Annotated in this window: 15 protein-coding genes; 8 read left to right on the top strand and 7 right to left on the bottom strand. The window is 62.3% G+C overall.

Going from position 1 to position 14480, the window contains the following annotated elements:
• Positions 1–5: 5 nt before the first annotated feature.
• The 6 genes from ATI14_RS18845 to ATI14_RS18820 all read right to left on the bottom strand — a co-directional run bounded on the left by ATI14_RS18845 (position 6) and on the right by ATI14_RS18820 (position 5980).
• Entirely contained in the window at positions 6–1400 is a 1395-nt protein-coding gene (locus ATI14_RS18845; RefSeq protein WP_016969646.1) for an FAD/NAD(P)-binding protein, read from the bottom strand.
• A 99-nt stretch (positions 1401–1499) separates the two neighbouring features.
• Positions 1500–2201, bottom strand: coding sequence for an AMP-binding protein (locus ATI14_RS18840; RefSeq protein WP_016969645.1), 702 nt, complete (start codon positions 2199–2201; stop codon positions 1500–1502).
• Between the two features lie 146 nt (positions 2202–2347).
• Positions 2348–3727, bottom strand: coding sequence for an LLM class flavin-dependent oxidoreductase (locus ATI14_RS18835; RefSeq protein WP_016969644.1), 1380 nt, complete (start codon positions 3725–3727; stop codon positions 2348–2350).
• Positions 3727–4053 carry an acyl-CoA dehydrogenase gene (locus tag ATI14_RS18830; RefSeq protein WP_016969643.1) on the bottom strand — a complete coding sequence of 109 codons (327 nt, stop codon included), beginning with the start codon at positions 4051–4053 and terminating at the stop codon, positions 3727–3729. The genes ATI14_RS18835 and ATI14_RS18830 overlap by 1 nt, the downstream gene beginning before the upstream one ends.
• A gap of 12 nt (positions 4054–4065) precedes the next feature.
• Positions 4066–5262: an SfnB family sulfur acquisition oxidoreductase gene (locus ATI14_RS18825; protein WP_016969642.1), complete on the bottom strand. Its 1197-nt coding sequence runs from the start codon at positions 5260–5262 to the stop codon at positions 4066–4068.
• Positions 5263–5416: 154 nt separating this feature from the next.
• Complete coding sequence (locus tag ATI14_RS18820) at positions 5417–5980, bottom strand: helix-turn-helix domain-containing protein (RefSeq protein WP_016969641.1); 564 nt, start codon at positions 5978–5980, stop codon at positions 5417–5419.
• A 92-nt stretch (positions 5981–6072) separates the two neighbouring features.
• Between ATI14_RS18820 and ATI14_RS18815 the strand changes: the two genes are divergently transcribed.
• From ATI14_RS18815 to ATI14_RS18785, 7 genes are all read left to right on the top strand, one after another.
• Positions 6073–7002, top strand: a complete 930-nt coding sequence (locus tag ATI14_RS18815; RefSeq protein ID WP_016969640.1) for a DMT family transporter — start codon at positions 6073–6075, stop codon at positions 7000–7002.
• 193 nt (positions 7003–7195) lie between these two features.
• Positions 7196–10117 carry a monovalent cation/H+ antiporter subunit A gene (locus ATI14_RS18810; protein WP_016969639.1) on the top strand — a complete coding sequence of 974 codons (2922 nt, stop codon included), beginning with the start codon at positions 7196–7198 and terminating at the stop codon, positions 10115–10117.
• On the top strand, positions 10117–10461 hold the full coding sequence (locus ATI14_RS18805; RefSeq protein WP_003192163.1) for a Na+/H+ antiporter subunit C: 345 nt from the start codon (positions 10117–10119) through the stop codon (positions 10459–10461). The genes ATI14_RS18810 and ATI14_RS18805 overlap by 1 nt, the downstream gene beginning before the upstream one ends.
• Positions 10458–12140, top strand: a complete 1683-nt coding sequence (locus ATI14_RS18800) for a monovalent cation/H+ antiporter subunit D (RefSeq protein ID WP_031319566.1) — start codon at positions 10458–10460, stop codon at positions 12138–12140. Before ATI14_RS18805 ends, ATI14_RS18800 begins: the two co-directional genes overlap by 4 nt.
• Positions 12137–12625: a Na+/H+ antiporter subunit E gene (locus ATI14_RS18795; RefSeq protein WP_016969636.1), complete on the top strand. Its 489-nt coding sequence runs from the start codon at positions 12137–12139 to the stop codon at positions 12623–12625. Before ATI14_RS18800 ends, ATI14_RS18795 begins: the two co-directional genes overlap by 4 nt.
• The gene (locus ATI14_RS18790) at positions 12622–12900 is read left to right on the top strand and encodes a K+/H+ antiporter subunit F (RefSeq protein ID WP_005789171.1); all 279 of its coding nucleotides are present in this window, start codon (positions 12622–12624) and stop codon (positions 12898–12900) included. Before ATI14_RS18795 ends, ATI14_RS18790 begins: the two co-directional genes overlap by 4 nt.
• A complete protein-coding gene (locus ATI14_RS18785; RefSeq protein WP_016969635.1) occupies positions 12897–13235 on the top strand; it encodes a Na+/H+ antiporter subunit G in 339 nt (112 codons plus the stop codon). The genes ATI14_RS18790 and ATI14_RS18785 overlap by 4 nt, the downstream gene beginning before the upstream one ends.
• 128 nt (positions 13236–13363) lie before the next feature.
• Here the strand turns inward: ATI14_RS18785 and ATI14_RS18780 are convergent, their stop codons facing one another.
• Positions 13364–13822, bottom strand: coding sequence for an HIT family protein (locus ATI14_RS18780; protein ID WP_016969634.1), 459 nt, complete (start codon positions 13820–13822; stop codon positions 13364–13366).
• A 101-nt stretch (positions 13823–13923) separates the two neighbouring features.
• On the opposite strand from ATI14_RS18780, the gene ATI14_RS18775 reads away from it, so the two are divergent.
• Positions 13924–14475 (top strand): dihydrofolate reductase family protein, encoded by a 552-nt coding sequence (locus ATI14_RS18775; protein WP_016969633.1) that lies wholly within the window; start codon positions 13924–13926, stop codon positions 14473–14475.
• The last annotated feature ends 5 nt before the right edge of the window (positions 14476–14480 follow it).

Genomic DNA, 14480 nt, shown 5'->3' with positions numbered 1-14480 from the left:
CACAGTTAGAGTTGCGTGAGCGTGGCGGCGAGTGCCTTGGCCTGGAGCGCTACATCAGTGACCGCGGTGCTCTCCCACCACATACCCCGCAACGGCGGCCCCATTGCAAACAAGCGCCGGCTGACCTGGCCCTGCGCATCCAGCACCGCCCCCGACTTATCCGCTTCGATACCCAGCGCCAGCGGCCCGGGCCTGATCAACCCGTGTTTGAGCAACTGCTGCGGCAAGGGTCGGGCCACGCGGCGCCAGTCGTATTCGATGCCGCTGGAATTGATCAGCGCCGCACCGGACACCTCACTCACCGCTTGCTCGCCCCGGTAGCGCAAGCGAATGGTCACGCCCTGCGGCGAAGGTATTAACCCCTTGAACGAGGCCGCCTGAATCCGCAAGCGTCCTTCCCCGTGCAAACGCGCCACCAATTGCGCGCTCAAGGGCGGTGAACGGTGGTGATGGCTTTCCCACCACGGCCGTACATGGCGCACGAACTGGCGCTTCTCCCGCTCGCTGGCCTGGCTCCACAACCGCCCGATGTGCGCGCGCACGGTATCCAGCGGCGCTTGCCAATCGATGCCCTGCGCCTGGGCAAGGCGGCATTGGCGGCGCACTTCACGCAGCAGTTGCCGCGGGCTGCGCAGGCGGTGGTCTTCGGCGAGAAAATCGACCCAGGCCGGCGGCTGGCGACGCACGTGGGGCAACAGCCCGTGGCGCGAAAAAATCTCGATGGGTCCGCGATGGCCGGCCTGCTCAAGCGACACCACGGCATCCACCATGGTCAGCCCGGAACCGATAATCAGCACCGGCGCCTGCGGGTCAATCCGGGCCATGGCCTTGACGTCCCACGGGTCGACCGCCGCGGCGTTCAAGCCGCTGGATTCGGTCTGCGGTGTGCGCGCCGCCGGGAACATGCCCGTGGCCAATACCGCATGCGCACCCCGCAACTGCTGGCCGTTATCGAGGGTCACAACGGTGAACGTCTCGCCCACGTGCAAATCGATGACTTCAGCGCGGACATGCTCGACAGTGGACGCGGACAGCGCCTTGGCCTCGGCCAGACGTTGCTGGGCGTACAGGCCGAAAATCCCGCGTGGCGGGAACAGTTCGCTGATGGGCACGTGCTGCTGGTCCGATTCCGGCCAGCCGCCGGCGCCGATGTAGTCGGTCAGCCATTGGGTCAAATCATCGGCGTTGTCCGGGTCAACGCTCATGCGTGCAGCGTTGCCATTGAGCGTGTGGCCCAACTCAACGGCGCTGTAGGCCTCGCCACGACCGAGTTCGGCGCGCGGCTCAATCACCAGGATCTTCCGCTGCCCCGGCAGGCGCAGCAATTGCACCGCCAGCATCGTGCCGCTCAAGCCGCCGCCGATGATCAAGACATCGGCGTTGCGGGTGGATTCAGTCATGCCTTTTCGCCCTTAACGGTTTACCCGGATAAATATCATGCACGTCACTCGGCCCAGTATCCCGCAAGCCGCCACAGGACGCCTAGCCAAGCGCGACACCTAGTTCAAACGCTTGAAGCCGGACAGGCCTTTGAGCCACCTGCGCAGGCCGGTGGGTGCCAGTTCATTATGATCACGCTGCGCCGAGGTCGGGCTTTCAGGGAAAGCCAGGCTGTGTCCGCTGTTGAGCCACTGCGCGAACACCCCCGCCAAGCCGCCCTGGCGGTGCGTTCCCTCTTCGCTCCATAAGAAGGTTTCGCCGTACGCTTGCCACCAGCGCTGGCGGTACTCCGCCGGTTCTGTCGGGCCAAGCAACGCGGCGAAATCCAGCAGGTTAGCGGCATGCCAGTGACGCACCTGCTGAAGGTTCTGCACATAGGAATGAGTGGGGCGAATGCGCCACAACTGTTGATAGAGCACCTCCGGCTCGAGGTCATCGGCCAGGGTCAGCGCCTGCCCACCGACGGACTGCGCCGCCAGGGCGAGCAGCAACAGGTTGGGCTCAAAGGCACCGCTGAGGGCCAAGCGTGATTGTTCGTTGAAACCCTGCTGGCGCAGGCCATCGGCGAGGCGTTCGACATCACGCAACACGTCGATCCAGCGCCAGGCGTACCACTGGCCCTCGCGCTTGTGGCGCAGGGCGGTTTGCAACGGAGTGATCTGTGCCCAGTGTTGCAGTTGCGCCAACGCCTCTGGCAGGTTATCGAGCCTTTCGGCGGGCCATTCCGGGGCCGGCGGACGGTTAAGTGCGTGCACGCTCATAGGGGTACTACTCCTATTGTGGGTGGCTGCGTGCGGTGGTCCGCTGGCTGAAATAGAACAATCAACACCGATCAAAGGTGGGAGCTGGCTTGCCTGCGATGGCGGTGGATCAGTTGCATATTAGTTGCCTGACAGGGGTGGGTCAGTTACAGCGTGGTGGCTTTGAGGTCACGATAGCCCGCCCCCGGATGGTTCGCCCCGAGCCGCGCACCGTCGCCAAACAACTTTTCGCGCAAGGTGCCCTGGGCGTACTCGGTCTTGTACACACCACGCTTTTGCAGCTCCGGCACCAGCAGGTCCACGGCGTCGATAAAGGTTTCGTGGGTCAGTGCATACGCCAGGTTGAAGCCGTCCACGTCGGTTTCTTCAACCCACTCCTGCAACAAATCCGCGACCGTTTCCGGGCTGCCGACGAACAGCGGGCCGAAGCCGCCGATGCCTACCCAATCCGCCAGTTCATTAGGCGTCCAGACCTTGTTCGGGTCCGCCGTGGAAAAGGCTTCCACCGCCGACTGAATGGCATTGGTGTGCACGTGCTTGAGCGGTTCGTCGGGCTTGAACTGGCTGAAATCGATACCGGTCCAGCCGGAAATCAGCGCCATCGCGCCTTCGTAGCTGACGTAAGATTTGTACTCGTCGAACTTGGCTTTGGCCTTGGCATCGGTTTCGCCGACGATCACCGTCTGCAGGTTGAAAATCAGGATTTTCTTCGGGTCACGCCCGGCCTCGGCGGCGCGGCGGCGGATATCGGCGACGGTCTTTTTCAGCAGCACCTTGGACGGCGCCGCTACAAATACACATTCGGCCTGCTCGGCGGCGAACTGCTTGCCACGGCTGGATGCACCGGCCTGGTACAACACCGGTGTGCGCTGCGGCGATGGCTCGCACAGGTGAATGCCGGGCACCTGAAAGTGTTTGCCGACGTGGCGAATCTCGTGGATTTTGCTCGGGTCACTGAACACCCGGCGCTCGCGGTCACGCAGTACGGCGCCCTCTTCCCAACTGCCTTCCCAGAGTTTGTAGCACACCTCCAGGTATTCCTCGGCGTAGTCGTAACGCGCGTCATGTTCGGTCTGGGCCTTCTGGCCAAGGTTCTTGGCGCCGCTTTCCAGGTAGGAGGTGACAATGTTCCAGCCGATGCGGCCTTTGGTCAGGTGGTCGAGGGTCGAGAGCCGGCGGGCGAACGGATACGGGTGCTCGAACGACAACGAAGCCGTCAGGCCAAACCCCAGGTGCTCGGTGACCAGCGCCATCGGTGCGATCAACGACAACGGGTCATTGACCGGCACCTGCGCCGCCTGGCGAATCGCCGCATCGCCATTGCCGTTGTACACGTCGTAGATGCCGAGTACGTCGGCGATAAACAGCCCATCGAACTTTCCGCGCTCTAGGATTTTGGCGAGGTCGGTCCAGTATTCGAGGTCCTTGTACTGCCACGAACGGTCACGCGGGTGCGCCCACAGGCCGGGGGATTGGTGGCCGACACAGTTCATGTCAAAAGCATTCAAGCGAATTTCACGGGCCATCAAAGCACTCCGTTGAGGTGGTAGTTGCCGACAACCTGATACTTCCAGCGCAGCGGGTCATCGAGGGTCGGCGGCAGTGGGGTGCGTTGCCCGGTCAGTTCGAATTCGGCGTTGCTCAAGGCGATCAGGGCTTCGGCGGCGGCAATGTGCGCTTCGGTAGCCGCCACCGGGCTCGGGTGGGTTTCAGCACGTTCAAACAATGCGGCGGCCACATCAACGCGGATCTGCAGGTCGCCGAAGCGGCTGATTACGTAGGGGTCGGCGCTTTTGCCAACCTGCTGCAGGGTGCTTTCCAGCAGTTGGCGCGCTTGGTTCAGGGCGGTCATGGGCAAGTCTCCTCAGTTCCAGGCGTGGCGCGCGGGTTTCACGCCGTTAAGCACAAAATTGCCGATCAGGTGGTATTTCCAGCGCGCCGGGTCGTGCAGGGTGTGGGTCCGCGCGTTGCGCCAGAAGCGGTCGAGATTGTGTTTGCCGGTCACCGAGCGGGTGCCGGCCAGTTCGAAGAGTTTGCTGCTGGCGAGCAAGGCGGTTTCGGCGGACAGCACCTTGGCCTGGGCAACCACCAGCGAGGCCTGGGCGACCGTGTCTTCACTCGGCTCGGCGAGGGCGCGGTCTACCGCCAAGCCTGCTTTGGCGAGGATGGCTTCGGTGCCGTGCACGCGCCACTCCAGGTCGCCGATGGCGGCGATGGTGAACGGGTCTTGCCAGCCGTGCTCCTGCTGGCTGTCGATCCAGGGCCGCGCCTGGCGTGCGAAAGTTTTCGCCTGCTCCAGGGCGCCGAGGGCGATGCCGGTGTCGACGGCGGCCTGGATGATTTGTGAAATCGGGCCGTTGGCGGTGGGTTGGTCGAACGCCTGGTGCGCCGGGATCACCGCGCTCAGAGGCACGCGCACACCATCGAGGGTTACGCCGCCGCTGGCGGTGGTGCGCTGGCCAAAGCCGTCCCAGCTGTCGATGACGGTCAGGCCGGGCGCATCGCGTTCGACAAAAGCAATAAACGCCTGGTCGTTTTCGTTATTGCCGACGGTGGGCACGATATGCGCGAACAGTGCGCCGGTGCAGTAGAACTTCTCACCGTTGATGTGCGCGGTGTCGCCGTCAAACCGGATTTGCGTCTCGAAAGTGCCGGCGTTTTTGCTTTTGGCTTCGGAGAACGCATTGCCGAAGCGGTACCCCTGCAACACCTTGGCGAAGTAATACTGCTTTTGTGCCTCGGTCGCGGTTTGCAGGAGGATGTCGACCACGCCCAAGTGGTTCTGCGGAATTTGCCCCAGCGACGGGTCGGCGGCGGAGATCAGCTTGATCACTTCAGCCACGGTCACGTAGGACACTTCGGCGCCGCCGTAGGCTTTGGGAATGGTGATGCCCCACAGGCCGCTGGCGGAAAACTCGTCGAGCTCGGCCACCGGCAGGCGGCGCTCGCGGTCGCGCACGCTGGCGTCGACGGCAAAGCGCGCGGCCAGACGGGTCGCCACCTCGATGGCTTCCGCATCCGAGCGGATAATGTGGGCAGGGTGTTGAGGGTGGGCTGACATGGGCCGACTCCAGGCTCCGAGGGAATACCGGAGGGATTGCAGGAGTCGTGCCTGAAGTTAATCGCCCGTGAAATCAGCGGGTTGCCGGTTATTTGAGAGGCGGGTGCGCGTTTCAAACCAGCAAAGTGTCCATCCACTGTTGCCGGGCGAACAGTTAGATCACCACGTTGCGCACAAACCGCACAGACACCTCGCCATCATTGCGATAGCCATGCACGTGTCGGCTGGCGAACATATAAAACTCACCGGCGGCGACCTGTTTTTCGTCCTCGCCCACCAGCAGCGTGAGGCAACCTTCGAACACAAACAGTTGCACGCTCCAGCCTTCCGGGTCCGGATCGGGGCTGTAGCGGTCACCGGGTTCCAGTTGCATTTCCCACAACTCGACTTCACGCCGCGCCGTGGCCTTGGCCAGCAGCACCGCTTTGCTGCCGGGAGTCTCGCCGGCCCAGGCCAGCTCATTGATGCGGCTGTGGTCGGGGGCGTCGGGGGCCTGGATGAGGTCGCTGAACGCCACCTCCAGGGCTTCGGCCACACGGTCCAGCGTGGACAGGCTGACGTTCTTTTCCCCGGCTTCGATGGCCACCAGCATACGCCGGCTGACCCCGGACTTTTCCGATAGCGCGGTCTGGCTCAGGTCCGCAGCATGGCGCAGCCGGCGAACGTTCTGGCTGACGTGTTGCAGGACCGAGGCCCGGTGTGGATTTTCTTTGTGCACTATATTGCTCAATGGGTGGGTGTGCGCAGTATACTGCCCAGCGTGCGGCGCATTGTGCGGTCCGTCCCCTTCCCTTGCAAGACCGAGCCGCCATGACCACCCCAAACGCCTCTTCCCGTTTCAACCGTTTCAGCAAAGCCGAATGCATTTTGGTGGTCATCACCATGATCTGGGGCGGCACCTTTTTGCTGGTGCAACACGCGATGACCGTCAGCGGACCGATGTTTTTCGTGGGCCTGCGGTTTGCGGCAGCGGCGATTGTGGTGGGTTTCTTTTCCTTGCGCACGTTACGTGACCTGACCGTGTTCGAATTGAAAGCGGGTGTGTTTATCGGCGTGGCGATCATGTTTGGTTACGGCCTGCAGACCATCGGCCTGCAGACGATCCTGAGCAGTCAGTCGGCGTTCATCACGGCGCTGTATGTGCCGTTCGTGCCGTTATTGCAGTGGCTGGTGCTGGGCCGTCGCCCGGGGTTGATGCCGAGCATCGGCATAATGCTGGCCTTTACCGGGTTGATGTTGCTGACCGGGCCTGCCGGGGCTTCGCTGAATTTCAGCCCTGGCGAAATCGCCACGCTGATTGGCGCGGTGGCGATTGCCGCCGAAATCATCTTGATCAGCGCCTTTGCCGGGCAGGTGGATGTCCGTCGGGTCACGGTGGTCCAGTTGGCAACCGCCTCGGTGCTGTCGTTCATGATGGTGGTGCCGATGGGCGAGGCGCTGCCGGGGTTTTCGTGGTTGTTGCTGTTCAGCGCGGTCGGCCTGGGCTTGACCAGTGCGGTGATCCAGGTGGCGATGAACTGGGCGCAGCAGAGTGTTTCACCCACGCGCGCCACCTTGATTTATGCCGGTGAGCCGGTGTGGGCAGGCGTGGTGGGGCGGATTGCCGGAGAGCGCTTCCCGCCGATTGCGATGCTCGGCGCGGCGTTGATTGTGGCGGCGGTGATTGTGAGTGAGATGAAGACCAAGGGGCAGAAGGCGCTTGAGTTGCGAGATGCGAGGGAACAGGAACAACAAGGCTGAGGTCCCAATGCTGGCGGTGGCTGTCAGATCGCCATCGCGGGCAAGCCCGCTCCCACCGGGGCGCAGTGAGGCCTGAAACAATGCCAAATGGGAAGTTTCAGCCTACCTTGTAGGATCCTGCCACATGTTGCCGTTTGGTGATCGAGAAAGCGGCACGTATGATGCATCCCAAACTCCCGCAGATTAGAAGCCTATGTCCCTGATAGTTCTACTGCTTCTGCCGTTCATTGGCAGCTGTCTGGCGGCCTTGCTGCCGCACAATGCACGTAACACTGAATCCCTGCTGGCCGGCCTTGTGGCCCTGGTCGGCACCCTTCAAGTCGCCCTGCTCTACCCCCAGATCGCCCACGGTGGCGTGATTCGCGAAGAATTCATGTGGTTGCCCAGCCTGGGCTTGAACTTCGTGCTGCGCATGGACGGTTTTGCCTGGCTGTTCTCGTTGCTGGTGCTCGGCATCGGCACGCTGGTGTCGCTGTATGCGCGCTACTACATGTCGCCGGACGACCCGGTGCCGCGCTTCTTCGCGTTTTTCCTGGCCTTCATGGGCGCCATGCTCGGGCTGGTGATTTCCGGCAACCTGATCCAGATCGTGTTCTTCTGGGAACTGACCAGCCTGTTCTCGTTCCTGCTCATCGGCTACTGGCACCACCGCGCCGACGCGCGACGTGGCGCCTATATGGCGTTGATGGTCACCGGCGCAGGCGGCTTGTGCCTGCTGGCGGGGGTCATGTTGCTGGGGCATATCGTCGGCAGCTACGATCTGGACCAGGTGCTGGCGGCGGGCGATCAGATTCGCGCGCATTCGCTGTACCCGATCATGCTGGCCCTGGTGTTGATCGGCGCGCTGAGCAAAAGCGCGCAGTTCCCCTTCCACTTCTGGCTGCCCCACGCGATGGCCGCCCCCACGCCGGTGTCGGCGTACCTGCATTCGGCAACGATGGTGAAGGCCGGCGTGTTCCTGCTGGCCCGTTTGTGGCCGTCGCTGTCCGGCAGCGAAGAATGGTTCTACATCGTCGGCGGTGCCGGCGCGCTTACCCTGCTCCTCGGCGCTTACTGCGCGATCTTTCAGAATGACCTCAAGGGCCTGCTGGCCTATTCCACCATCAGCCACCTTGGCTTGATCACCCTGCTTTTGGGCCTCAATAGCCCGCTGGCCGCCGTCGCTGCGGTGTTCCATATCCTCAACCACGCAACCTTCAAAGCCTCGTTGTTCATGGCCGCCGGCATCATCGACCACGAAAGCGGCACCCGCGATATTCGCAAGCTCAGTGGCCTGGTGCGGTTGATCCCGTTTACCGCCACCCTGGCGATGGTTGCCAGCGCTGCCATGGCCGGTGTGCCGTTGCTCAATGGCTTTCTGTCCAAGGAAATGTTCTTCGCCGAAACCGTGTTTATCTCGTCCACCGCCTGGGTGGAATTTGCCCTGCCGGTGATCGCGACCATCGCCGGTACCTTCAGCGTGGTCTACGCCCTGCGGTTCACCGTGGATGTGTTCTTCGGCCCCACCGCCACCAACCTGCCGCACACCCCGCACGAGCCGCCACGCTGGATGCGCGCACCGGTGGAATTGCTGGTGTTCACCTGCCTGCTGGTGGGCATTTTCCCGGCCCAGGTGGTCGGTTCCATCCTCGCCGCCGCCGCCTTGCCGGTGGTGGGCGGCGTGCTGCCCGAGTACAGCCTGGCCATTTGGCACGGCTGGAACGCGCCGATGATCATGAGCCTGGTGGCCATGAGCTGCGGCGTGGTGCTGTACCTGGTGTTGCGCAAGCAACTCAAGCGCGGGCGTTTCAAATACCCGCCGCTGATCAGTTATTTCAACGGCAAGCGCGGTTTCGAGCGTTGCCTGGTGGTGATGATGCGCGGCGTGCGCAAAATCGAGAAACGCATCAGCACCAAGCGCCTGCAAACCCAGCTGTTCCTGTTGGTATTGGCGGCAGTCATCGCCGGCTTGATTCCGATGCTCAACAGCGGGCTGAGCTGGGGCGACCGGCCGAAGATTCCCGGTTCCATCGTGTTCGTGACCCTGTGGCTGCTGGCAATCGCCTGCGCCCTGGGCGCCGCCTGGCAAGCCAAGTACCACCGGCTGGCAGCCCTGACCATGGTCAGCGTGTGCGGCCTGATGACCTGCGTGACCTTTGTATGGTTCTCGGCGCCGGACCTGGCGCTGACCCAGTTGGTGGTCGAGGTGGTCACCACCGTGCTGATCCTGCTCGGCCTGCGCTGGCTGCCACGGCGGATCGAAGAGGTCTCGCCCCTGCCAAGCTCACTGCGCAAGGCGCGCATTCGCCGCTTGCGTGACTTTCTGTTGTCCACCGTGGTCGGCGGCGGCATGGCGCTGCTGTCCTACGCGATGCTGACCCGCCAGACGCCCAATGACATTTCCTCGTTCTACCTGAGCCGTGCCCTGCCCGAAGGCGGCGGCAGCAATGTGGTGAACGTGATGCTCGTGGACTTCCGTGGCTTCGACACCCTCGGCGAAATCACCGTGCTCGGCGCCGTGGCGTTGACCGTGTACGCCCTGCTGCGCCGCTTCCGCCCATCGAAAGAAAGCATGGAGCTGCCTCCGCAACAACGCCAATTAGCAAAAGACGTGGCCACCGACCTGGTCAACCCGCGCCAGGCCAGCGATACCGCCCTGGGCTTCATGATGGTGCCGGCGGTGCTGGTGCGCCTGTTGCTGCCCATTGCGCTGGTGGTGTCGTTCTACCTGTTCATGCGCGGCCACAACCAGCCGGGCGGCGGTTTTGTCGCCGGGCTGGTGATGTCGGTGGCGTTTATCCTGCAATACATGGTCGCCGGCACGCAGTGGGTGGAGGCGCAGATGAGCCTGCGGCCGATGCGCTGGATGGGCTTTGGCCTGCTCTCCGCGACCCTGACCGGGTTGGGCGCGTTGTTCGCCGGTTACCCGTTCCTCACCACCCATACCTGGCATTTCAGCCTGCCGGTGCTGGGCGACATCCACATCGCCAGTGCGCTGTTCTTCGATGTCGGCGTGTACGCCATGGTCGTCGGCTCCACGCTGCTGATGCTCACCGCCCTCGGTCACCAGTCCGTGCGGGCCCACAAACCGAGCAACCAGCCCAAGACGGTTGCCGCGACCGAAGGAGCCGCCTGATGGAAGAAGTCATCGCAATAGCCATTGGGGTCCTGGCGGCCTCCGGCGTCTGGCTGATCCTGCGGCCACGGACATTCCAGGTGGTGATGGGCCTGTGCCTGTTGTCGTATGGCGTGAACCTGTTCATTTTCAGCATGGGCAGCCTGTTCATCGGCAAGGAACCGATCATCAAGGACGGCGTGCCGCAAGACCTGCTCAACTACACCGACCCGCTACCCCAGGCACTGGTGCTCACGGCCATCGTGATCAGTTTCGCCATGACCGCGCTGTTTCTGGTGGTGCTGCTCGCCTCCCGGGGCCTGACCGGCACGGACCATGTGGACGGCCGGGAGCCCAAGGAATGACGTGGATGAATCAACTGATCGTCGCGCCGATCCTGCTGCCGTTGCTGACGGCGGCCCTGATGCTGATGCTCGGCGAGAAGCATCGCCCGCTCAAGGCGCGCATCAACCTGTTCTCCAGCATGATCGGGCTGGGCATCGCCATTTTGCTGCTGTACTGGACGCAAAAAGGCGGCCCCGGCTCGATCGGCGTGTACCTGCCGGGCAATTGGCAAGTGCCATTCGGCATCGTGTTGGTGGTGGATCAACTGTCGGCGCTGATGCTGGTGCTCACCGGCATTATCGGTGTGAGCGCGCTGCTGTTCGCCATGGCCCGCTGGGACCGTGCCGGTACCAGCTTCCACGCACTGTTCCAGATTCAGATGATGGGCTTGTACGGCGCCTTCCTCACCGCCGACCTGTTCAACCTGTTCGTGTTCTTCGAGGTGCTGCTGGCGGCGTCTTACGGTTTGATGCTGCACGGCTCGGGCCGCGCGCGCGTTTCATCAGGGCTGCATTACATTGCGATCAACCTGCTGGCGTCGTCGTTGTTCCTGATTGGCGCGGCGATGATCTATGGGGTCACCGGCACGCTGAACTTTGCCGACCTGGCGCTGAAAATCCCGCTGGTGCCTGAGGCTGATCGAGGGCTATTGCACGCGGGTGCGGCGATTCTCGCGACGGCGTTTCTGGCAAAAGCCGGGATGTGGCCGCTTAACTTCTGGCTGGCGCCCGCCTACTCCTCGGCCAGCGCGCCGGTGGCGGCGATGTTTGCGATCATGACCAAGGTTGGCGTGTACACCGTGTTGCGCCTGTGGACCTTGCTGTTCTCCGGCCAGGCGGGTGCATCTGCGCTGTTTGGCGGCGACTGGCTGGTGTACGGCGGCATGGCAACCATCATTTGTGCGGGCCTGGCGATGGTGGCGGCGCAGCGGCTGGAGCGCATGGCCAGCCTGAGCATTCTGGTGTCGGCAGGCATTTTGCTGTCGTGTGTCGGGTTCGCCCAGCCAAGCCTCACCGCCGGCGCGCTGTTCTATCTAGTCAGCTCGACGCTGGCATTGAGTGCGCTGTTCCTGCTGGCCGAGCTGATCGAACGCTCGCGTTCGGCCAATGATTTGCCCTTGGATGAAGAGATCGATGCGCTGCCCAAGGCCATGGAGTCCCTGCACCCACGCCCCGGCGTGAACCTCGATGATGAACAAAAAGCCGTGGTCGGCCAGGTGATTCCCTGGACCATGGCGTTCCTCGGCTTGAGCTTTATCGCCTGCGCCCTGCTGATCATCGGCATGCCGCCGCTGTCGGGGTTTATCGGCAAGCTGAGCTTGTTGAGCGCGCTGGTCAACCCGCTGGGGCTTGGCGCGAGTGTGGACGAGCCAATCCGGCCTGCCGCCTGGGGCCTGGTGGCACTGCTGATCCTCTCCGGCCTGGCCTCGCTGATCGCCTTCGCCCGCCTCGGCATCCAGCGCTTCTGGACGCCGGAGGAGCGCCCTTCGCCGCTGCTGCGCCGTTATGAGTGCGTGCCGATCTTCTTCCTGCTGGGCCTGAGCATCGCCCTGACCTTCAAGGCCGAGCCGCTGATGCGCTACACCCAGGCCACCGCCGACAGCCTGAACAACCCCGAACATTACGTGATGGCTGTGCTGGCGACACGACCGGTCCCGAGCCCCGAAGCCAAAGCCGCCGCGCTGGAGGTGCAGCCATGAAACGCCTGTTCCCTGCTCCGTGGTTGTCGTTGGCATTGTGGGTGTTGTGGTTGGTCCTGAACCTGTCGGTAAGTCCTGGCAACCTGCTGCTCGGCGCGCTACTGGGCTTCCTGGCGCCGTTGATGATGGCGCCGCTGCGCCCTTTGCCGATTCGCATTCGCCGGCTTGGCGTGATCATCCGCCTGTTCTTTCTGGTGGGCCGCGATGTGATCGTCTCCAACCTGCAAGTGGCCGGGGGTGTGCTGGTGTGCGGCTCACGCCCACCGCGCTCGCGTTTTATCAAGATCCCCCTGGACCTGCGCGACCCCAACGGTCTGGCTGCGCTGTCGATGATCACCACCGTAGTGCCCGGCACCATCTGGTCGGAACTGGCGCTGGATCGCAGCATCCTGCTGCTGCACGTATTCGATCTGGACGATGAAGCGCCGTTTATCGAGCACTTCAAAACCACCTACGAGCGGCCCCTGATGGAGATCTTCGAATGAGCGCCCTGCTCTCCAATGCGATCCTGTTCAGCCTGTTCCTGTTCTCGCTGGCCATGGTGCTGACCCTGATCCGCCTGTTCAAAGGCCCCTCGGCCCAGGACCGGGTTCTGGCGCTGGACTACCTGTACATCCTGGCCATGCTGATGATGCTGGTGCTGGGCATTCGTTACGCGAGTGACACCTACTTTGAAGCGGCGTTGCTGATTGCGCTGTTCGGTTTCGTCGGCTCGTTTGCCCTGGCGAAATTCCTGCTGCGTGGCGAGGTGATTGAATGATGCCGTTATGGGTAGAAGTGATCGTGGCGGTGCTGCTGGTGCTCAGCAGCGTGTTTGCGCTGATTGGCGCGGTGGGGCTGTTGCGGATGAAGGACTTCTTCCAGCGCATGCACCCGCCTGCGTTGGCCTCGACATTGGGCGCGTGGTGTGTGGCGTTGGCGTCGATCATCTACTTTTCGGTGCTCAAGTCCGGGCCGGTGTTGCACGGCTGGCTGATTCCGATCTTGTTGTCGATCACGGTGCCGGTGACCACCTTGCTGCTGGCGCGTACGGCGTTGTTCCGCAAGCGCATGGCCGGGGATGATGTGCCGGCGGAGGTCAGCAGCCGCCGCTGATTCTTTGAAGCAAACACCGTCAAAAATGTGGGAGCTGGCTTGCCTGCGATAGCGGTGGGTCAGCCAACATATTGGGTGACTGACACTCCCTCATCGCAGGCAAGCCAGCTCCCACATTGGGTTTTGGGCTAGGCGAAGGATCGGATTCTGGCCGCCAGTTCTGCCAACCCGGCATCATCCGCCCGCACATGGTCATGGGATGAAATATAGCCCTCGTAGGCCTCGAAGAACTTGTCCACCTTCGAACTCAACGGTTTGAACGTACTGTCCGAACCGGTCCCATGCATGGGAAACAACTTCGCATGCAGGTGATCCACGCCATAGCCTTCCAGCATCATCCCCGTGCGCGCCACATCGGGGAATGCCCGGTCGATCAGCAACGCAGTCTTCTTGGTGGCCACCATCAATTTCGACAAAACGTCATCCGACTGCGCAAACGCATAACTACCGTAATGCTGCTTGGGGATCACCACGCTGAAACCCGGGGTGTTGGGGAAGATCGAGAGGAACGCCATGTGCTGGTCGTCTTCCCACAGGATGTGCGCCGGGGAGGTTTTTTTAACGATGCTACAGAAAATACAATCCATTTTAATCACTGCCCTTTTCGTCGTGGATTTGATCGTAGGGTTATCTAAAGCCACGATTCGGCACACGTCAAAACAAACAGGAAAAAGGAGAAATATCCCACATGGAAATCAAGTGCTCGGTATTTATCGCAGCCAGCGTTGACGGTTTCATTGCTCGACCAGACGGTGACATCGAGTGGCTGCACCGCCCTGAATACGAAATCGCCGCTTTGAATGGCGTGACGTATGAACACTTCATCAGCACCGTCGATGCCTTGGTCATGGGCCGCAAGACCCTGGAGAAAGTCCTGTCCTTTCCCGAGTGGCCTTATGAGGGTTTGCCGGTCATCGCACTCTCTCACCAGGCGCTGGAGATTCCCGCGCATCTACAGGGCAAAGTGGAAGTGCTGGCGGCGGATGTGGGTACACTGGTCAGGCAATTGGCCAATCGTGGCATGAGGCATCTGTATATCGACGGCGGACAGACGATCCAGGCGTTTCTTGAGGCGGGCCTGATCGACGAGTTGACCATCACGCGAATCCCGGTGTTGCTGGGGCAAGGCATTGCGTTGTTCGGCATGTTCGGCAGCGAGCACGCGCTTCGCCATCTTGGCACAGAGGTATCGGCAAACGGCTTTGTGCAGAGCCGCTATGCCATCCATCGATCAATCTAAAATCG

This window comes from Pseudomonas tolaasii NCPPB 2192, assembly GCF_002813445.1.
Lineage (GTDB): Bacteria > Pseudomonadota > Gammaproteobacteria > Pseudomonadales > Pseudomonadaceae > Aquipseudomonas > Aquipseudomonas tolaasii.
Note: the sequence above shows the minus strand (reverse complement) of the source record. Positions and strands in the feature narration are given on the sequence as shown.